A 16805-nucleotide genomic window follows, 5' to 3' on the forward strand; every position below is an offset into this window, starting at 1 on the left:
CCGCTAATTCTATCCGGCACCGGGCGGCACGCGCCCGGGCTCAGCCCGAGTGCCGGTCGTCATCACGCTCCGCGCGTACCGAGGTCTCATCATCCCGCCGGAGCGGGTTCCCGGGGGTCGCGCCGTGTTTTCCGGGGTGGAAAAGGGGTCCGTGCGGGTGCAGAAGTGGGTCGTGGACGTGCTCACGGGTCGGAAGCTCCGGGTGCAGGAGCTGCGGGCGACCGTCAGGGTGGACCACCGGGAGCTCATGCTCCTGTCCATGGACGTGCGGGACGACGAGAACCCGCTCTCCCTGACCGCGGGGGTCGTGGGGCTGTTCTCCGCCGCCCTGGCCGACCTGCTCGGCTGGGCCGACGGCGCGGACCTGTACTACCCGATCACCTCGGCCAACCGGGACGCGTGGCGCGTCTGCGTCGACGCGGCCGTCCTCGCCGTCGTCGACACCTACTCCCGCGACCTGGGCGTGACCGTGCGGGACTTCGTGTCCGAGGCCGGCCTCCCCTGGCTCCGCACGCTCGCGGACAACGGGTTCAAGCCCGAGACCGTCATCCGGGGGGCGGACGAGACCTTCGTGATGACCCTCATGAACCTCCTGCGCCGGGAACTCCGGGCCCGGTGCGGGGACCGCTGGCGCGAGGTCTGGGCCCGCATGAGCCGGTGATCACCGCCGAGCCCGCGCCGAGGGAAGCTCCAGCAGCGTCTTCAGGTCGCTCATGTACAGCTCCCGAATGTCGTCGATCCCCAGCTTCATCATGGCCAACCGCTCGACGCCCAGCCCCCACGCCAGGCACACCACGTCCTCCCCGAACCCGAGCGGTCGCAGGACCTCCTGCCGGAAGATCCCGGCCCCGCCCAGCTCGACCCAGTCCCCCTTCTCCTCGAAGTACACCTCCGGCTCCACGGACAGGACCGTGTACGGGAAGTACGCCGGCCGGAACCTCACCTCCTCGAACCCCATCCGCCGGTAGAACTCCTCCAGGACGCCCAGCAGCTCCCGGAAGGACACGTCCTCCGCCAGCACGATCCCTTCGCACTGATGGAACTCCGGCAGATGCTTGTAGTCCACCGTCTCCCTCCGGTAGACCCGACCGATCGAGAAGAGCTTCAGCGGCGGCCCCTCCGCCTCGTACAGCCGACGCACCGACACCGCCGTCGTGTGCGTGCGGAGGACCGGCTTCCGCGCCACCTTCTCGTCCCACTCGTACCCCCACCCGCGCGAGCCCACGTCACCACCGTCCTCGTGCACGGACTTGACCCGCTCCACCACCTCCCCGTCCGGCAGCTCCGCCTCCGACGGCTCCTCCAGGTAGAACGTGTCCTGCATCTCCCGGGCCGCGTGATCCTGCGGCTGAAAGAGCGCGTCGAAGTTCCAGAAGCTGGACTCCACCAGCGGGCCGGACACCTCCCGGAACCCCATCTCCAGGAACACGCGCCGGATCTCCTCGATCACCTCCCGCAGCGGGTGCCGCTTGCCCGGGTACGTCGGCCGCGTCGGCGCCCGCACGTCGTACGGCTTGAACTCCTTCTCCCGCCACGTACCCTCGCGCAGGTGCTCCGGCCTCAACTCCGTGATCCAGTCCCGCTCCAGCACCTCCTCAGCCCACTCCGCCACCTCACGCCCCAGATCCGTCAACCGCACGACCCGACTCCGCACCTCCCTCTCCTTCACCACGTCCCCCCGCTCCGACAACCGCCGAAGCGCCTCCCGAACCTTATCCTCATCCTCCCCCAACCGCGACGCCACCTCCTCCACCGAGGCCGGACCCTCCGACAGCGCCTCCAGCACCCGCTGATCCAGGTCCTCCTCCACGTCCCCCTCCTCACCCACGAAGACGAGCCTGGTCTCACCGTCCTCGCGCTTGATCTCGGCCAGCCCCTTCCTCCTCAGCCACCCCAGCGTGGGCCCGGCCAACCGCCCGGGCACGCCCGCCCGCTCCAGCGCCTCCTCCAGCCCGAGCTCCCCGCCCGCCTCGACCAGGACCCGAGCCACCCGGAGCTCCGGCAGGCCCTTCTCCGCGTACTCCCGACCCTCCTCACCCAGCTCGTACACGCGCTCGCGACTCTCCTCCGACTCGATCAGGCCACGCTCCTCCAACCAGTACAGCGACCTCATCACCGGACCCTCATCGTACCCCAGCTCCCGCGCCAACTCCTCCGGCGTGGCCCGACCCCGCTCCCGCAGCTCCAACAGGATCCTCAGATCCCGCTCGCTCAACCGCTCCGCCAGCTCCTTAGGCTCCACCGGGGCACCCCCTGATGACACAAGGAGCGTGAGGCTGAGGCGGGGTTAACCCGCCCGGGCTCACAGTGACCCCCTTCGGGGGACCTCACCCGGGCGCTGTGGCCCGGGTGGCTGGCGTCGGCCGGTCATCGCGCGCGGGGGACCCCGCCTCCCGACCGCCGGCTGGGCCCGGGCCGCCGAAGCCCCCGACCGCGCGCCGTAAATTAGTCTTTCCAGGGGGACTCACCGTGATCCGACGGCTCGAGCACTGGTCCGGGCCACTCTACCTCCACTGCTCCCTGCGCCGAGGGGACCCGGAACCCATCATCGAGGCGAGCGTCCCCGACGCGATCGTGCAGGCCGTGTCCCGCAGGTACGCCGACCACCGGCTCGCCGCCTCCGCCGCCGTCAGGGCCCTCCGAGCCCACGAGGAGAACCGAGGCCTGGCCCGCTCACTCGACCTGGAGTTCCTGCTCCGCCTCCTCGGCACCCGGCAGATCTCGGAGGCCGTAGAGAGGGCGGCCCCGGATCGCACCTTCACGGCCGTCGTCGCCTCCCGGGAGAAGGAGCGGGTGGAGGAGGGACTGAAAAAGGTCGAGGAGACCTCGGAGATCCTGGAGGCGTTCCCCGAGCGGGACGACCTCAGGCGGCTACTGACCCGCGCCGCCGCCGTGGACGTCGAGTGAGCCACGGGGCCACCAGCGCGAACCACACCGGGAGCCCGCGCGACCCGATCGTCACCTCACCCCGGAAGCTCGGTGCGTAGCAGAACGTCACCGAGCCGGCCAGCGGCCTCAGGATCAACCGCAGCAGCCACCCGATGAGCGGTGGGAAGCGCACGGCCCCCAGCCGCTCCGCCAGGTCCAGCGCGTTCACCGTGGAGGAAGCCTGCAGCCGGTTGCCCGGCACCCCCACCCCGTACACGACCAGCAGACCACCGGGAGCGCTGCCCCGGATGACCAAGTCCCTGCCGCGGGCCTCCGCCCGCACGTCGGCCCGGTACGCGAACACCTTCGGATTCCCACCCAGCATCGCCGCCGCCCGGGACGCCACGATCCCGTTGATCGGATTGGTGCCCGCGAAGTAGAAGACCACCGCCGCCCCCCTGTTCGCCCACAGCGGAAGCCCGCGCACCCGGATCTCGCCTCCTCTCGGTCGGCTATAAAACCGCACCTCCGTCTCCTTGAGTACCTCCAGGGCCTGCTTCACGTCCCGGATGTTCTTCTGCAGCAGGTCCAGCACGCTGCCCCGGTAGCTCAGCGTCACGACCACCAAGTTGTAGGTCCCCTCGCCGGTGGTCCGAATCCTGACCTCCCCCCTATCCGCGTCGACGCTGACCTCCGTCGCCTCGCTCGGGTACTCGTACGACCAGCCCAGCCGGATCGGCAGCCCGGTGAGATCGTCCAGCTGCCTCGACCCGGCGAGCACGTAGAGATGCAGCTCCGGGTACGGGAACGCGTAGTCCCTGTGAAACTCGCCCCGCTCCAAGAGCTCCCTCAGCGCCGACGGCAGGTTCCCGGGCGGGTTCCCGACGGTGTACTCCTTCCACATGTCCACGTGGAACACGCACTCCAGGATCCTCACCTTCTTGCCCCGAAGCCGGTCCGCGAGCCGCTCCAGCACGTCCCTGTGTTTCATGGCCAGCTCGATCGCCCGCTTCAGCTCCGGCTTGTTGTACCTCTCGGCGATCGTCTCCGCCACCGGCCGCACGTCGTCGGCGAACCTTAGCAGCTCGTGAATCGACTCGCCCACGTCCACCTCCATCTCCCGCAGCCCCAGGTAGTCCACGTTGATCTTGCCCACCAGGGTAAACCCGGTCTGACGGTATAGGATCGCGGACTCTTCACCCTGGAAGACCGGCTCCCGCTCGACCTTCTGCACGTTCTCCTCGAACTCCGTGTTAACGCCCGCCACCGGGACCGCGCAGACCGTCAGGGCGAGGAGGAGCGCGACCGGGGCCCGCACCCTTCATCCCCCTTACCCGAGGTGGACCGTCCGACCGGTCCGCACCATACCAATGGGCTTGAGTTGATCTCGTTTACTACCTAGGTCTCCCTGGACCGTGGTGGTTCGGGGGCTCGACGCCGTGGGCAACCGGTGTTGCTACCGTCGCCGTAGTCCACGTGTCCCCGAGTCGTCGCGGTAATGCTTGAGCGGGCTCGCTTCCCTCGTTCGGCCGCCCTCCGCGATCGCTTCTCGCGCCGCTCGCCCGCCTTGTCGTTGGCCCGTTCGGCCCGTCGGGGGAGGTCGTGTCCGTCCGCGTTGGGCGATTCGGGCGTCTGATAGCCATTGAACTCGCTGGGGACAAGGTTTCAGGGTCTGCCCGCGTGGTCACGCCAGGGGTCGTCGGGACGGTGGAGTACGACCACGAGCTCGACGTTCGCGGTAAGGTCTGCCCCATGCCCGTCCTCGAGACGCGGAAGAAGCTCGAGGAGATGGACGAGGGCGAGGTGCTGAAGGTGGTCGGCGACTACCCGCCCGCGAAGGACAACATTCGCCGCTTCGCGGAGGAGCACGGGCACGAGGTGTTGGAGGTGGAGGAGGAGGACGACCGCTTCGTCATCTACATCCGGAAGGGCGGCTAGCCCACGACAAATTTATCGGGCGCTCGCGATCGACCCGGCGCGGGGGCGCGCTTTGTCCGAGGAGCAGGAGCGAGAGGAGGAGAGGGATGAGGAGGAGCGGGACGAAGAGGAGGTGGGTGTGCGCCGCGCCACGGCCGAGGAGATGAAGGAGATCGGCGGTAAGACCCGCGAGGAGCTGATCGAGGAGGCCGCGGAGAAGGTCGAGATGACGGAGGCGGGCCGGATCGAGCGCAGCGATTACGCGGTGTGCTCCGCCTGCGGCGGTCCCATCGCCCCGGGCGAGCGGGCCGTGTCGCACCCGTGCCCGAAGTGTGGCGAGGTGGTGATCACCCGGTGCCAGAAGTGCCGGCGACTCGGCAACCGGTACCAGTGCCCGAACTGCGGGTTCATCGGGCCGTAGGGGGTCCGGTCCGTGTCCAAGGTGCTGGTCGACCTGAAGGTGCTGCCGGAGAGCCCGGAGGTGGACTACGAGGAGCTCGCGGAGGAGGTCCGGGAGCGGCTGGAGAGCCTAGACATCGTCGAGTCGGTGGAGGGGATCGAGGAGGAGCCCATCGCCTTCGGCCTGAAGGCGCTCCGGGTCAAGGTGGTGGTACCGGACGCGGAGGGAGGGACCGACCGGCTCGAAGAGGAGCTCCGGGACTTGGAGCACGTGAACCAGGTGGAGGTGGTGTCCGCGAGCCGCACCCTTTAGGCCTCCCTCCCGGGTGGATCGTTATTGATGTCGAAACGATACGGGAGGTTCCTGGACCTGCTCTCCCGGGCCTCCCGAGGGCTCTCCGACGCCGTTCGGGACCGGCTCCGGGGGCTGCACCGCGTCCGGGGCCACCGGGGCGACACGCGGCTGGAACACTGCGTGAAGACCGCGTACCTGTGCTACCGCCTGGCCGGGACGCTGGGCGTGGACGGGCTCAAGGCGGTTCGGGCGGGTCTGCTCCACGACGTCGGGTACGGGATCCCCGGGTGCCCGCTCTGCCGGTTGGATCCCGGGGGCCACTGCGGAATCTGCCACTGGCGGACCGGGGCTCGGTTGCTGGCCCGGGAGGGGGAGGACCCGGAGATCGTCGCGGCGGTCCGGAGGCACATGTTTCCCTACGGACCTCCGCCTAGGTCCCGGCTCGACTGGTGCGTGTGGTGGTCGGACAAGCTGGAGGTGCTGCTCACGTCGCTCGGCCGGGAAGTGCTGCCGAGGGAGGCGCTCGACCGGGCCCTTAGGATCCTCTTGCAACCTTGAGGATCGCGTCCCGGAGTCCCTCCGCGACGATCTCCTCCCGTACGACGAGCAGGTGGCTCAGACTCCCAACCCGGGCCAGCGCCATCTCGTCCCTGTCGATGGAGAGGGTCAGGATCGTGGCGTCGGTCCCCACCCGGGCGGACTTGACGATCATCCTGGGGTGCTCGAAGGGGGGTTCCTCGCACCTCACGACCAGAGGGCCCGAGACGCGGGAGAGCTCTCGGGCCAGCCAGTCCGGGAATTTTCTGCCCACGTGCACGATTCCGCACACCTCCTCCGCGTGCCGGAGCGCGCCCCGGAGCGCGTCCTCCGCGGCCTCCCCCTCGTACACCTGGGCCACGGTGCGGCGGTAGGCTCGGCACGATCGGGCTAGCTCGCGCAGGGCCCGCCTCGCCTGCTCCTCCAGCTCCCTCCGCTGGCGCTCCAGCTCGCGCTCGATGGAGCGCTCCACGGCTATCTCCGGGTTGACCGGGGCGTACCGGGCCGGTCGGGTGGAGCGGTCCGCGGTGACCCAGCCCTTCTCCTCCAGGGACTTCAGGACGGAGTACACCTTGGAGATCGGGATGTCGGTGCCCTCGCTGACCTCTCGCGCGGTGGCCTCCCCGTGCCTTAGGAGAAACAGGTAGGCGCGGGCCTCCCGCTCGGAGAGGCCGAGTCGAGAAAGCGCGTCCAGGAGTGAGGGTGAGGGCAAGGGGGCGTTAGAGGCCCCGGACCTTGTCCAGCAGGATCTTGCGCTCCACGCGCGCCACGATCCGTCGGATCTTCGGCACCGCGTCGATGTTGGCCGAGATGCTGTCGATGCCCGCGCGCACGAGGATCTCGGCCATGCGCGGATCGCTGCCGGCCTGGCCGCAGATGCTGGTCTTCACGCCCTCCTCCCGGCACCTCTCGATCACGCGCCGGGCCAGCTTGAGCACGGCGGGGTGCTTCTCGTCGTACAGGTGCGCGACCTTGTCGTTGTTCCGGTCCACGGCGAGCGTGTACTGGGTCAGGTCGTTCGTGCCCAGGCTGACGAAGTCCAGCCCCTCCCGGATGAAGTCCTCGATGAGCAGGGCGGCGGCCGGGGTCTCCACCATCATGCCGAACTCCACGTGCCGGTGGGGCTTGAGGCCGACGTCCCGCGCGACCTTCTTGGCGCGCCGCAGCTCCTCCGGGTGCTGAACGAGCGGGATCATCACGCCCAGGTTGTCGTACCCCTCCTCGTACAACCGCCGGATCGCCTCGAACTGGCACTCCAGCATCTCCCGCTCCTCCAGGTCCCGCCGGATGCCCCGCCAGCCGAGCATCGGGTTCGCCTCCTCCGGCTCCCGCTCGCCGCCCTCCAGCTCCCGGAACTCGTCGGTCGGCGCGTCCAGCGTCCTCACCCACACCGGCCGCGGGTAGAACGCGTCCGCCACCTGACGGATCCCGTTCATCAGGGACTCGACCAACCGCTCCCGCTCACCCTCCTCGATGAGCTTGCGCGGGTGCACGCCGATGCCCAGGATCATGTGCTCGATCCGCAGCAGTCCCACGCCGTCCGCCCCGGTCTTGGCCGCCCGCTCCGCCGCCTCCGGCATACTCACGTTCACCTTGATCTCCGTCGCGGTCACGGGCTCCGGTGCGGCCCGCTCGACCACGACCTCCCGCTCCTCTTCCTCCTCCGCCTCGACCTCCTCCCGCTCCTCACGCAGCCGCTCGCTCACGTCCCCCTCGTAGACGACGCCCCGCTCCCCGTCCACCGTGACCAGCTGCCCGTCCTCCAGCACCTCCGTCGCGTTCCCGGTGCCGACCACGCACGGGATGCCGAGCTCCCGGGAGACGATCGCCGCGTGGCAGGTGATGCCTCCCTCGTCCGTCACGATCGCGGCCGCCTTGCGCATCGCCGGGACCATGTCCGGGGACGTCATCTTGGTGACGAGCACGTCTCCCTCCTCCACCTTGTCGATCTCGTCCACGTCCATGACGATCCTCACGCGCCCGACGCCCACGCCCGGGCTCGCGCCTAGCCCGCGGACGAGCACCTCGCCCGCCTCCTCCTCTTCCTCCTCCGGGAGCGTGGTCACCGGGCGCGACTGCAGGATGTACACCTCACCGTCCTCGATCGCCCACTCGATGTCCTGCGGGAACCCGTAGTGCTCCTCGATCGCCACGCCCGTCTTCGCCAGCTCCCGGATCTCCTCGTCCGTGAGCTTCCGCTTCGACCGCTTATCCTCCGGCACCTCCACCTTCTTCGTCTCACCCGTCTCCGGGTCGCGCACGTACATCCACCGCTGCTCCGAGATCTGCTCCTCCACCACCTCGAACGAGCTCTTGTCCACGATGTACGTGTCCGGGGTGACCTCGCCGCTCACGACGGCCTCTCCCAGCCCCCAGGCCGCCTCGATGACCATCTTGTCCCGGTCGCCGGTGTGCGGGTTGACCGTGAACATCACGCCCGCCTTGTCCGCGTCCACCATCTTCTGCACGACGACCGCGATCGAGACGTCGAAGTGGTCGAACCCCTGCTCCTCCCGGTACGCGATCGCCCGCGGGTTGAACAGCGAGGCCCAGCACCGCTGCACGTGCTCGACGACCGCCTCCTCGCCCCGCACGTTCAGGTACGTGTCCTGCTGGCCCGCGAACGAGGCCTCGGGCAGGTCCTCCGCGGTGGCCGAGGAGCGCACGGCCACGAACTCCTCGTCCTTACCCACCTTCTCGCACAGCTCCCGGTAAGCCCGCACTATCTCCTCCCGGATCTCCTCCGGCATCTCCGCCTCCACGATCAGACCCTGGATCTTCTCGGCCGCCTCCTCCAGCTCCCGGTCGTCGGAGAGATCGTGCGACTCGAGCACCTCACGGATCTTCTCGCGCAGACCCGTCTCGTCCAGGAAGTCCTCGTACGCCCGAGCGGTCACCACGAAGCCCGGTGGGATCGGCAGCCCCGCCTGCGTCATCTCCCCCAGGTTGGCGCCCTTACCGCCGGCGACGTCCACGTCGTCCTTGGAGATCTCCTCGAACCACTTGACGTACCTCACGCCCGGCACGCCCCACCGACCGTCAGTCCTGCACGAGCTCCTCGCCCTTGTCGATCACGATCGTGAACGGGAACGGGAACTTCATCCCGGCCCGCCGGAGGGCCTCCTTCCCGTGCTCGTAGTTCTCCGGGTCCAGCCGCACGGTGACGACCCGCTGTCCCTCGCGCACCCGGGCCGCCGTGCCGATCGGCTTACCGAAGGCCAGCCGCATCCCCTCCTGCACTCGGTCCGCGCCGGCCCCCGTCGCCAGCGGGTTCTCGCGCAGCACGTGGTGCGGGTACACCCGGATCTTCAGGTGGTAGTTCTCCCGGCCCACGGTCTTCGTGAGGTACCGGTTCGCCGCGACGCGCGCCGCCTCCAGCGCGTTGTGCGTCACCTGCGCCCGCTCCTTCGCGACCAGGGACATCTCCAGGTCGAAGTCCTTCGATGGGTCACCCATGTCGAACTGCCGGATCTTCGGGTCCGGCACTCCCTTAATGTACTCCTTCCGCGTGTACGCCGGGCCCTTCCACTCCCGGTAAATTCGGGCCGGGCGGTTCACCAACTCCCTCACCCCGCGCCTCACCCTTGAGAGAATTTTAAAACGGTATCGTGAATCCCACCGCACAGGGCTCCGGGTATGAGCCCGATGATCCTCGCCCTGCTCGTTCTCATCTCCGGAGCGACGGCGGGGACGGCGACCGACCACCCGATGAGCACCCTGCCGCAGGTCCAGGCGCCGACGCAGGCTCCGACCGCGCACCCAACCGCCGTCGACGACCGTCAGGACCGGGTGACCGAGGTCGCAACGCCGTCCCCCGGGATCACCGAGCGCGCGACGAACGGCGCGATGGCCGCGCGTGCCGCGGGCGGGCCAGGCGCCGGTTACGACTCGGGCGTTACCCTCTCGGCGGGCGACCGGTCCGGCGAGGCCTACCGGTTGGACCCGTCGGACCAGCCGACGTCGCTCGGCCAGGGAGCCGGGGACACCACGCAGTACCTGAGCATCGCCCAGCAGATGTCGTCCGACCTCATCGACGCGATTAAGCACGCGATGAACGCCGCGCTGGACTTCCTGCAAGGCCAGGCCCTGCGCGAGCCCATCGGTCCCACGGGGTTCGCGGCGCTGGTCGTCCTGCCGGCGATCAAGGCCGTCGTCCAGCAGCGGCTGATCCAGCAGATCAACCGGCCTCTCGTTCAGTTCCACCTGGAGCTGCTCAAGGTGATCCGGCCGAACGTCAGCCTCGTGAACCTGATGTCCGTGGCCGGGGCCGCCACCCAGGAGACCATCAAGGAGGCCCTCAAGGAGCTGGACCCCGTAAAGCGACTCTTCGACATGATCGAGGACAGGGAGAAGCACTCCACCAACGAGCGGGAGGAGAACGCGTACAAGGAGGCCGAGAGCGAGCTAAGCGGCGCGCTGGACAGCCTGGCCAAGTACTTGGCCGCCTGGATCTACGTGCTGACGGCGGCGGCCGTTCCGACCCTTTAAGGGCCCTTCCCTCCCCGTTTCAACGCCCTCAATGATCCCCTTTTAAGTTCCGACGCCCGTGAGCGGGGTCCGGACGGCGAGGTGGTGAACCCCTCACATGGTGAACCCCTCACAACGGGAAAGGGGGTGAAAACCGGTGGGCGACAAGGACGACGTCAGGATCGGCGTGTTCGTGTGCCACTGCGGCGTGAACATCAAGGGCGTCGTGGACATCGACGAGGTCGTGGAGTACGCCAAGCAGCTGCCCGGCGTAGTGTACGCCGACGATTACCCGTTCTTCTGCTCGGACCCGGGTCAGAACATCATCAAGGAGGCCATCGAGGAGTACGACCTAGACCGCGTCGTGGTGGCCGCGTGCACGCCGAAGATCCACGAGAACACGTTCCGGAACTGCGTCAAGGAGGCGGGACTGTCCCCATACTACATGGAGATGGTCAACATCCGGGAGCAGTGCTCGTTCGTGCACCTGGACGATCCGGAGGAGGCCACGGAGAAGGCTAAGGCGCTGATCCGCGCCGGGGTCGAGCGGGCGCGCAGGCTGGAGGACGTGCCCATCAAGGAGGTCGAGGTCGAGGACAGCGTGCTCATCATCGGCGGCGGTATCGCCGGCATCCAGGCGGCGCTGGACCTGGCGGACCAGGGCTTCAAGGTGTACCTGGTCGAGAAGGAGCCGTCGATCGGCGGTAACATGGCGAAGCTGGCGAAGACGTTCCCGACGGACGACTGCGCCATGTGAATCCTGGCGCCGAAGATGGTGCAGGTGGGCAACCACCCGAACATCGAGCTGATCACCTACGCGGAGGTCAAGGACATCGACGGTCACATCGGCAACTTCGAGGTCACCATCGAGAAGAAGCCGCGGTACGTGGACGAGGACGCGTGCACGGGCTGCGGCGTCTGCGCGGAGGTCTGCCCGATCGAGGTGCCCAACGAGTTCGACCAAGGGATCGGCACCCGGAAGGCGATCTACGTGCCGTTCCCGCAGGCGATGCCGCTGGTGTACACGATCGACCGGGAGCACTGCATCGAGTGCCGGCTGTGCGAGGAGGCGTGCCCGCAGGACCCGCCGGCGATCGACTTCGACCAGGAGCCGGAGGAGATCCGGCTCAAGGTGGGCACGATCATCGTCGCCACGGGCTACGAGGAGTTCGACCCGAGCGTGCTCGAAGAGTACGGCTACGGCCGGTACGACAACGTAATCACCACGCTGGAGCTCGAGCGGATGCTGAACCCGGCGGGCCCGACGGAGGGTCACGTGATCCGGCCGAGCGACGGCGAGGAGCCGAAGCGGATCGTGTTCATCCACTGCGTGGGCTCGCGGTGCCCGGGCAAGGAGGAGAAGGGGCACCCGTACTGCAGCCGGATCTGCTGCATGTTCATCCTCAAGAACGCGCAGCTGATCAAGCAGCACGACCCGGACGCGGAGGTCTACTGCTGCTACATGGACGTGCGGGCGTTCGGTAAGGGTTACGAGGAGTACTACGAGCGCGCGCAGAAGCAGTTCGGCGTGCGGTTCATCCGCGGGCGGCCGGCGGAGATCATCGAGGACCCGGAGACCAAGAACCTCATCGTGCGCGTCGAGGACACGCTCACCGGCGAGCCGCTGGAGATCGAGGCGGACCTGGTCGTCCTCGGCTGCGCGCTGGTCGCGCCGGAGGAGACGTACAGCAAGCTCGCCGACATGCTGGGCATCGACCGGTCGCCGGACGGGTTCTTCAAGGAGCTGCACCCGAAGCTGGAGCCGGTCAGCACGAAGGTCCGCGGCGTCCAGATCGCCGGCGTGGCGCAGGGCCCGAAGGACATCCCGGACACGGTGGCCCAGGCGAAGGGTGCCGCCAGCGAGGCCAGCATCCCGATGTCGCAGGGTAAGGTCGAGCTGGAGCTGATCACGGCCACCGTCGACGAGGAGATCTGCGGCGGCTGCGGCGCGTGCGCGCAGGTGTGCCCGTTCAACGCGATCGAGATGGTGGAGAAGGACGGCCGGCGGGTCGCCGAGGTCGAGGAGGTCTCCTGCGAGGGCTGCGGTCAGTGCGCCGCGGCGTGCCCGAGCGGCGCCATGCAGCTGCGGTACTACCGCGACGAGCAGCTGATGCCGCAGATCGAGGCGCTGCTCGAGGAGGCGCTGGGCGAGGAGGAAGAGGAGGAGTAGGGACCGTGAGCCCGGACTCACGGTCCCGTCCCCGATGACCCCGCCCCCGAAGGGCGAAACGCCCAGGGGGCGGGGGATGGGGGCCTCACGCCCGTCGCCAATCGTTATGATTTTCATAACGATCGCCCGACACCCTATTCACAGCCTTCGCGCGGGTGAGCGTCCTCGTTCTCAGGGGGACTCCCGTTGACCGCCAGGATGGGCGTGATCGGCGTCGGGATGATGGGAAGCAACCACGCGCGGGTGTACCACGAGCTGGAGGAGACGGAGCTGGTGGCCGTGTGCGACGTGAACGAGGAGCGCGCCCGGGAGATCGCCCGCCGGTACGGGGCCAACTGGTACACGGACCACGAGAAGATGCTGCGGGAGGAGGAGCTGGACGGCGTGAGCGTCTGCGTGCCCACCAAGTACCACGCGGACGTCGCCGTCGACGCCCTGGAGGCCGGCGTCCACGTCCTCGTGGAGAAGCCCATCGCCGACACGGTCGAGAACGCCCTCCGCATCATCGAGGCCGCGGAGGAGCACGGGCTGAAGCTCGCCGTCGGCCACATCGAGCGGTTCAACCCCAGCGTGATCAAGGCCAAGGAGGTCATCTCCCGCGGGGACGTGGGCGACATCGTCGTCATGTCCGCCAAGCGGGTCGGCCCCTACCCACCGAGGATCCGGGACGTGGGCGTGATCGTGGACCTCGCCGTGCACGACATCGACGTCATGATGTACCTCACCGAGTCCGACGTGGTCGAGGTGTACGCGGCCGCCGGCTCGGCGATCGTCCGCACCCGGGAGGACTACGCGGAGATCATGCTCAAGTTCGAGGGCGACCCGACCGGGCTCATCGAGGTGAACTGGCTGACCCCGTACAAGGAGCGCCGGCTGGAGGTCACGGGCCGGGAGGCCATCCTCGAGGTCCAGTACATCGACCAGGAGCTCCGGATGATGGACGAGGAGGGGGTCAAGGTGTTCAACATCGAGCGCGAGGAGCCGCTGAAGATCGAGCTCCGGGACTTCGCCGAGGCCATCCTCGAGGACCGGGAGCCCGTGGTGGACGGGACGACCGGGCTCAAGGTGCTCCGCACCGCGATCGCCGCGCTCGAGTCCGTCGAGCGGAACGAGCCCGTATCCCTGGAGGACTGACCCGTTCCACCCCGACAACATTATAAAATAGGCGACTCCGGCCCGCCCGAAAGCACCGGAGCGAGGGGGAGGATTCCATGTCCGAGAAGGAGCACATCAACCTCGCCTTCATCGGGCACGTGGACCACGGCAAGTCCACCCTGGTGGGCCGACTCCTGTACGACACCGGCGTGATCGACGACAAGGACCTGGGCGAGGGAGAGGACAAGTTCCGCGTGGTCATGGACACGTTGGAGGAGGAGCGGGAGCGCGGCGTGACCATCGACCTGGCCCACACCAAGTTCGAGACCGACAACTACGAGTTCACGATCGTGGACTGCCCGGGCCACCGCGACTTCGTTAAGAACATGATCACTGGCGCCAGCCAGGCCGACGCCGCCATCCTCGTCGTCGCCGCCGACGACGGCGTGATGCCGCAGACCAAGGAGCACGCCTTCCTGGCCAAGACCATGGGCATCGACCAGCTGATCGTCGCGATCAACAAGATGGACCTCGTGGACTACGACCAGGACCGCTACGAGGAGGTCAAGCAGGAGGTGGCCGAGCTCCTGAAGACCATCGGCTACAACGTGGACGAGATCCCGTTCATCCCCATCAGCGCCTTCAAGGGCGACAACGTCGTCGAGAAGAGCGACAACATGCCCTGGTACGACGGCCCGACGATCCTCGAGGCCCTGGACCAGCTGAAGCCGCCCGAGAAGCCGGTCGACAAGCCGCTGCGCATCCCGATCCAGGACGTGTACTCCATCACCGGAGTCGGTACCGTGCCCGTGGGCCGCGTCGAGACCGGCGTCCTGGAGGTGGGCGACACCGTCCGGTTCGAGCCCGTGTACACGGCCACCGGCGGGCGCAAGGGTGAGGGCGAGGTCCGAAGCATCGAGATGCACCACGAGGAGATCGAGCGCGCCGAGCCGGGCGACAACATCGGCTTCAACGTGAAGGGCGTCGGCAAGAACGACATCAGCCGCGGCGACGTCGCCTGCCACCCGGACGAGCCGGCGACCGTGGTCACCCCGGACGACACGTTCATCGCCCAGATCGTCGTGCTGCAGCACCCGAGCGCGATCTCCGTCGGCTACACGCCGGTGTTCCACTGCCACACCGCCCAGGTCGCCTGCAAGTTCGAGGAGCTGATCGAGAAGATCGACCCGGCCACCGGTGAGGTCATCGAGGAGAACCCGGACTTCCTGAAGACCGGAGAGGCCGCCCGCGTCCGCATCCGGCCCACCAAGCCGATGGTCATCGAGGAGGTCAGCGAGATCCCGCAGCTGGGCCGGTTCGCCATCCGAGACATGGGCCAGACCGTGGCGGCGGGCATGTGCGTCAAGATCGAGAAGGAGGAGTAGGCCCGCCCCACGCCCCTCCCACACTTCTTCCCGGGTGAGCCCCCATGGCCCAGGAGGTCCGGCTCAAGCTCTCCAGCACCGACCACCGCAAGCTCGAGGAGGTGTGCGAGCGCATCAAGAAGGTGGTCGAGGAGACCGGCGCCCACATGTCGGGGCCCATCCCGCTGCCGACGAAGCGCCTGATCGTGCCCACGCGCCGCTCCCCGGACGGCGAGGGCAAGGCCACCTGGGACAAGTGGGAGATGCGCATCCACAAGCGGCTGATTGACATCCGAGGCGACGAGCGCACCATCCGACGCCTGATGCGGATTCACATCCCCGAGGAGGTGCACGTCGAGATCATCATGAAGTAGGGCCCGGGTGACCGCCCCGGGCCAATCGTTAATCATCCCGTAACGTTCCGCCGCCCAGCAGCGCCCGCTCCCACGAGGTCAGCGACGGGCACACCGAACACCCCAACCGGTAGAACCCCCGCTCGTACAGCCCGCTCACCGGCAGCCCCAGCCGGAACAGCGTCCCCAGCACCTCCGCCCCGCTCCACCACTTCAACGGGTTCACTTCCGGCACCTCCAGCATCCGATTCTCGTGCACCGGGGGCCTCAGCCGCCTCCTCCTACTCTCCGCGTCCCGATCCCCCACCACCAGCACCGGATCCTCCAGCCCGCTCACCACCCTCCGGATCCCGGCCACCTTCACCCCCGTGCACCACCGATCCTCCGGAGTGGGCCGCTTCCTCCTCAACCCCCGACGGAACGCGTCCGAAACGTCCACGCGCTCGACCTCCACGCCCAGCGCGTCCTCCAACTCCCCCACCACCTCCCGACCCAGGTCGAACCCCGTGTCCACGTACACCGCGACCAGATCCAGCCCCAGCTCGTCCGCCACCTCCCGACCCAGCGCCAGGCAGCACGCGCTGTCCTTCCCGCCGCTGACCGGCACGACCACCTCCGAGAATCCCTCCACGTGCTCCCTCAGGAACTCCAGCGACTCCTCGAACCGCTCCCTCAACACCCCCTCGTTCACCCGCACGAACTCATCCAGGTCGAACGGCTCCCCCTCGCCCAGCCGACCCGCCTCCGGCTCCCCCTCGTCCGGGGTCACCAGCCGCAGCACCGGCCGTCCCGAGCCGTCGTAGAGCACCTCTTCGGGCGGGTTGCCGGGCTGGCGCACCGAGAGGTACGCCCCCGGTTCCAGCTCCACCCCCGTCACCTCCCGCACCGACTCCGCGAACCGGCCCCACCGCAGGAACAGGTCCGCGTCCTGGTCCTCCACCACCGGCCGCCCCGACCGCAGCTCCGGCACGCCGCGGAACGCCACGCTGAGCCGCGGAACCGCCCGGCCCAGCTCGATCGCGTCCACGATCTCCACCAGCCGCGCGTTCCGAACCTCCGCCTTCCCCACGTTCACGATCGCCCAGTCGTCCACCAGCATCGCCCGGGACCGGGCCCGATCCGGGTACGTCCTCCGACCCAGCAGCAGCACCTTCCACAACGCATTTGACTCCTCGAAAATCCCCCGGCAGGTCCCCACGATCCAGGAGAAGTCCCGCTCCCCCCGCACCGTGTCCACGACCCACTCCCAGTCCGGGTAGTACCGCTCCAGCGCCGACTCCACGGCCGACGCATCCTTCCGGGCCCGCACGACCACGTGCAGCTGCCCGCGCAACCGGATC

Annotated in this window: 17 protein-coding genes; 11 read left to right on the top strand and 6 right to left on the bottom strand. The window is 68.5% G+C overall.

The window, feature by feature from the left end; all coding sequences use genetic code 11:
• Positions 1–49: 49 nt before the first annotated feature.
• Positions 50–661: a hypothetical protein gene (locus ACXJJV_RS00785; protein ID WP_456466268.1), complete on the top strand. Its 612-nt coding sequence runs from the start codon at positions 50–52 to the stop codon at positions 659–661.
• On the opposite strand, the gene pheS is transcribed toward ACXJJV_RS00785, so the two are convergent.
• The gene (gene pheS, locus ACXJJV_RS00790) at positions 662–2242 is read right to left on the bottom strand and encodes a phenylalanine--tRNA ligase subunit alpha (protein ID WP_456466269.1); all 1581 of its coding nucleotides are present in this window, start codon (positions 2240–2242) and stop codon (positions 662–664) included.
• Positions 2243–2469: 227 nt separating this feature from the next.
• On the opposite strand from pheS, the gene cgi121 reads away from it, so the two are divergent.
• Positions 2470–2907, top strand: a complete 438-nt coding sequence (gene cgi121, locus ACXJJV_RS00795; protein WP_456466270.1) for a KEOPS complex subunit Cgi121 — start codon at positions 2470–2472, stop codon at positions 2905–2907.
• Here cgi121 and ACXJJV_RS00800 read toward each other — a convergent pair.
• On the bottom strand, positions 2864–4186 hold the full coding sequence (locus ACXJJV_RS00800) for a hypothetical protein (RefSeq protein ID WP_456466271.1): 1323 nt from the start codon (positions 4184–4186) through the stop codon (positions 2864–2866). The genes cgi121 and ACXJJV_RS00800 overlap by 44 nt on opposite strands.
• A gap of 362 nt (positions 4187–4548) precedes the next feature.
• On the opposite strand from ACXJJV_RS00800, the gene ACXJJV_RS00805 reads away from it, so the two are divergent.
• Genes ACXJJV_RS00805 through ACXJJV_RS00820 form a run of 4 tightly spaced genes read left to right on the top strand, consistent with a single transcriptional unit; the run spans position 4549 to position 6037 of the window.
• A complete protein-coding gene (locus ACXJJV_RS00805; protein ID WP_456466272.1) occupies positions 4549–4806 on the top strand; it encodes a sulfurtransferase TusA family protein in 258 nt (85 codons plus the stop codon).
• 52 nt (positions 4807–4858) lie between these two features.
• Entirely contained in the window at positions 4859–5206 is a 348-nt protein-coding gene (locus ACXJJV_RS00810; protein WP_456466273.1) for a zinc finger domain-containing protein, read from the top strand.
• Positions 5207–5218: 12 nt separating this feature from the next.
• Complete coding sequence (locus tag ACXJJV_RS00815; RefSeq protein WP_456466274.1) at positions 5219–5497, top strand: elongation factor 1-beta; 279 nt, start codon at positions 5219–5221, stop codon at positions 5495–5497.
• Between the two features lie 27 nt (positions 5498–5524).
• Positions 5525–6037: an HD domain-containing protein gene (locus ACXJJV_RS00820; RefSeq protein ID WP_456466275.1), complete on the top strand. Its 513-nt coding sequence runs from the start codon at positions 5525–5527 to the stop codon at positions 6035–6037.
• Here ACXJJV_RS00820 and ACXJJV_RS00825 read toward each other — a convergent pair.
• Genes ACXJJV_RS00825 through ACXJJV_RS00835 form a run of 3 tightly spaced genes read right to left on the bottom strand, consistent with a single transcriptional unit; the run spans position 6015 to position 9577 of the window.
• A complete protein-coding gene (locus ACXJJV_RS00825) occupies positions 6015–6728 on the bottom strand; it encodes a TrmB family transcriptional regulator (protein WP_456466276.1) in 714 nt (237 codons plus the stop codon). The two genes, ACXJJV_RS00820 and ACXJJV_RS00825, sit on opposite strands and share 23 nt — an antisense overlap.
• 7 nt (positions 6729–6735) lie before the next feature.
• Positions 6736–9033 (bottom strand): phosphoenolpyruvate synthase, encoded by a 2298-nt coding sequence (gene ppsA / locus ACXJJV_RS00830; protein ID WP_456466277.1) that lies wholly within the window; start codon positions 9031–9033, stop codon positions 6736–6738.
• A gap of 22 nt (positions 9034–9055) precedes the next feature.
• Entirely contained in the window at positions 9056–9577 is a 522-nt protein-coding gene (locus tag ACXJJV_RS00835) for a 50S ribosomal protein L16 (RefSeq protein ID WP_456466417.1), read from the bottom strand.
• Between the two features lie 84 nt (positions 9578–9661).
• Here ACXJJV_RS00835 and ACXJJV_RS00840 point away from each other — a divergent pair, with 84 nt between their 5' ends.
• The 5 genes from ACXJJV_RS00840 (at position 9662) to rpsJ (ending at position 15486) form a co-directional block, all read left to right on the top strand.
• Positions 9662–10504: a hypothetical protein gene (locus ACXJJV_RS00840; RefSeq protein WP_456466278.1), complete on the top strand. Its 843-nt coding sequence runs from the start codon at positions 9662–9664 to the stop codon at positions 10502–10504.
• A 136-nt stretch (positions 10505–10640) separates the two neighbouring features.
• A complete protein-coding gene (locus tag ACXJJV_RS00845) occupies positions 10641–12653 on the top strand; it encodes an FAD-dependent oxidoreductase (RefSeq protein ID WP_456466279.1) in 2013 nt (670 codons plus the stop codon).
• Between the two features lie 198 nt (positions 12654–12851).
• Positions 12852–13787 (top strand): Gfo/Idh/MocA family oxidoreductase, encoded by a 936-nt coding sequence (locus ACXJJV_RS00850; RefSeq protein WP_456466418.1) that lies wholly within the window; start codon positions 12852–12854, stop codon positions 13785–13787.
• 77 nt (positions 13788–13864) lie between these two features.
• Positions 13865–15133, top strand: coding sequence for a translation elongation factor EF-1 subunit alpha (tuf, locus tag ACXJJV_RS00855; protein WP_456466280.1), 1269 nt, complete (start codon positions 13865–13867; stop codon positions 15131–15133).
• Between the two features lie 44 nt (positions 15134–15177).
• Positions 15178–15486, top strand: coding sequence for a 30S ribosomal protein S10 (gene rpsJ, locus ACXJJV_RS00860; RefSeq protein WP_456466281.1), 309 nt, complete (start codon positions 15178–15180; stop codon positions 15484–15486).
• Positions 15487–15514: 28 nt separating this feature from the next.
• Here the strand turns inward: rpsJ and ACXJJV_RS00865 are convergent, their stop codons facing one another.
• Positions 15515–16798 carry a phosphoadenosine phosphosulfate reductase domain-containing protein gene (locus ACXJJV_RS00865; RefSeq protein WP_456466282.1) on the bottom strand — a complete coding sequence of 428 codons (1284 nt, stop codon included), beginning with the start codon at positions 16796–16798 and terminating at the stop codon, positions 15515–15517.
• Positions 16799–16805: the final 7 nt, after the last annotated feature.

It is taken from the genome of Methanopyrus sp., assembly GCF_053997775.1.

Excerpts from the sequence above, each read along its gene's own strand:
- tuf (WP_456466280.1), top strand. The coding sequence starts at position 13,865 with ATGTCCGAGAAGGAGCACATCAACCTCGCCTTCATCGGGCACGTGGAC.
- ACXJJV_RS00840 (WP_456466278.1), top strand. The coding sequence starts at position 9,662 with ATGATCCTCGCCCTGCTCGTTCTCATCTCCGGAGCGACGGCGGGGACG.
- ACXJJV_RS00820 (WP_456466275.1), top strand. The coding sequence starts at position 5,525 with ATGTCGAAACGATACGGGAGGTTCCTGGACCTGCTCTCCCGGGCCTCC.
- ACXJJV_RS00850 (WP_456466418.1), top strand. The coding sequence starts at position 12,852 with ATGGGCGTGATCGGCGTCGGGATGATGGGAAGCAACCACGCGCGGGTG.
- rpsJ (WP_456466281.1), top strand. The coding sequence starts at position 15,178 with ATGGCCCAGGAGGTCCGGCTCAAGCTCTCCAGCACCGACCACCGCAAG.